At 48.3% G+C, this 2,319-nt stretch carries 1 protein-coding gene and 2 pseudogenes; 2 read left to right on the top strand and 1 reads right to left on the bottom strand.

Annotation, left to right across the window (positions count from 1 at the left end; translation table 11 throughout):
* Positions 1-227 (bottom strand): IS3 family transposase (locus tag BHE85_RS13380; RefSeq protein ID WP_057951205.1); only part of this gene is annotated, 227 nt, incomplete at its 3' end.
* 67 nt (positions 228-294) lie between these two features.
* Between BHE85_RS13380 and BHE85_RS13375 the strand changes: the two are divergent.
* Positions 295-1,881: pseudogene (locus tag BHE85_RS13375) on the top strand (autotransporter outer membrane beta-barrel domain-containing protein); the annotation flags it as partial.
* An 88-nt stretch (positions 1,882-1,969) separates the two neighbouring features.
* Positions 1,970-2,319 (top strand): annotated as a pseudogene (locus tag BHE85_RS13370) (transposase); the annotation flags it as partial.

Below are 2,319 nucleotides of genomic sequence, written 5' to 3'. Positions count from 1 at the left end.
CGTTGTAGCTTTTTCCTCAGCTTACGTATTTCGATTTGTTCTGGTGTTATCGGAGAGGCTTTTGGTGTTTTGCCCTGACGCTCATCACGCAGTTGTTTGACCCATCTTGTCATTGTGGAAAGGCCAACATCCATAGCTTTGGCGGCATCTGCCACCGTGTATTTCTGGTCAACAACCAGTTGAGCGGATTCGCGTTTAAACTCTGCGCTAAAATTTCTTTTTTTCATTGGAGCACCTGTGTTGTTCTGAGGTGAGCATATCACCTCTGTTCAGGTGGCCAAATTCAGTGTGCCACTTCATGTAAATAATGGCTCTCAGGTAAATGTTACTGATTCCTCTCTGGTATCAGATACCATTGGTTTAACCAACGGTTCTTCACTGAATATTGGTGCAAATGGCGTGGTTGCTACAGACCACCTGACTGTTGATAGCTACAGTACCGTTAATTTAACCGAATCTACCGGTTGGAATAATTATTCTAATCTGTATACCAATACTATCACTGTGACTAACGGTGGTGTGCTGGATGTGAATGTTGATCAGTTCGATACTGAAGCTTTCCGTACTGATAAACTGGAACTGACCAGCGGCAACATTGCTGACCATAATGGCAACGTAATTTCTGGTGTGTTCGACATCAACAGCAGCGATTACGTTCTGAACGCTGATCTGGTGAACGACCGTACGTGGGATACTTCCAAGTCTAACTACGGTTACGGTATTGTTGCTATGAACTCTGATGGTCACCTGACTATCAATGGTAACGGCGACGTAGACAACGGTACTGAACTGGATAACAGCTCTGTTGATAACGTTGTTGCTGCAACCGGTAACTACAAAGTTCGTATCGACAACGCAACTGGCGCTGGCACTATCGCTGATTACAAAGATAAAGAACTTATTCGGGTAAACGACGCTAACACCAACGCGACCTTCTCTGCTGCTAACAAAGCTGACCTGGGTGCATACACCTATCAGGCTGAACAGCGCGGTAACACCGTTGTTCTGCAACAGATGGAGCTGACCGACTACGCTAACATGGCGCTGAGCATCCCGTCTGCGAACACCAATATCTGGAACCTGGAACAAGACACCGTTGGTACTCGTCTGACCAACTCTCGTCATGGCCTGGCTGATAACGGCGGCGCATGGGTAAGCTACTTCGGTGGTAACTTCAACGGCGACAACGGCACCATCAACTATGATCAGGATGTTAACGGCATCATGGTCGGTGTTGATACCAAAATTGACGGTAACAACGCTAAGTGGATCGTCGGTGCGGCTGCAGGCTTCGCTAAAGGTGACATGAATGACCGTTCTGGTCAGGTGGATCAAGACAGCCAGACTGCCTACATCTACTCTTCTGCTCACTTCGCGAACAACGTCTTTGTTGATGGTAGCTTGAGCTACTCTCACTTCAACAACGACCTGTCTGCAACCATGAGCAACGGTACTTACGTTGACGGTAGCACCAACTCTGACGCGTGGGGCTTCGGTTTGAAAGCCGGTTACGACTTCAAACTGGGTGATGCTGGTTACGAGACTCCTTACGGCAGCGTTTCTGGTCTGTTCCAGTCTGGTGATGACTACCAGCTGAGCAACGACATGAAAGTTGACGGTCAGTCTTACGACAGCATGCGTTATGAACTGGGTGTAGATGCAGGTTATACCTTCACCTACAGCGAAGATCAGGCTCTGACTCCGTACTTCAAACTGGCTTACGTCTACGACGACTCAAACAACGATAACGATGTGAACGGTGATTCCATCGATAACGGTACTGAAGGGTCTGCGGTACGTGTTGGTCTGGGTACTCAGTTCAGCTTCACCAAGAACTTCAGCGCCTATACCGATGCTAACTACCTCGGTGGTGGTGACTAGACTGGCCCCCTGAATCTCCAGACAACCTGTATCACTTAAATAAGTGATAGTCTTAATACTAGTTTTTAGACTAGTCATTGGAGTACAGATGATTGATGTCTTAGGGCCGGAGAAACGCAGACGGCGTACCACACAGGAAAAGATCGCAATTGTTCAGCAGAGCTTTGAACCGGGGATGACGGTCTCCCTCGTTGCCCGGCAACATGGTGTAGCAGCCAGCCAGTTATTTCTCTGGCGTAAGCAATACCAGGAAGGAAGTCTTACTGCTGTGGCCGCCGGAGAACAGGTTGTTCCTGCCTCTGAACTTGCTGCCGCCATGAAGCAGATTAAAGAACTCCAGCGCCTGCTCGGTAAGAAAACGATGGAAAATGAACTCCTCAAAGAAGCCGTTGAATATGGACGGGCAAAAAAGTGGATAGCGCACGCGCCCTTATTGCC

Origin of the sequence: Shigella sp. FC1567 (assembly GCF_001743015.1) — a bacterium.
Lineage (GTDB): Bacteria > Pseudomonadota > Gammaproteobacteria > Enterobacterales > Enterobacteriaceae > Escherichia > Escherichia coli.
The sequence above is the reverse complement of the archived record's forward strand: the minus strand, read 5'-3'. Positions and strand labels throughout refer to the sequence as shown.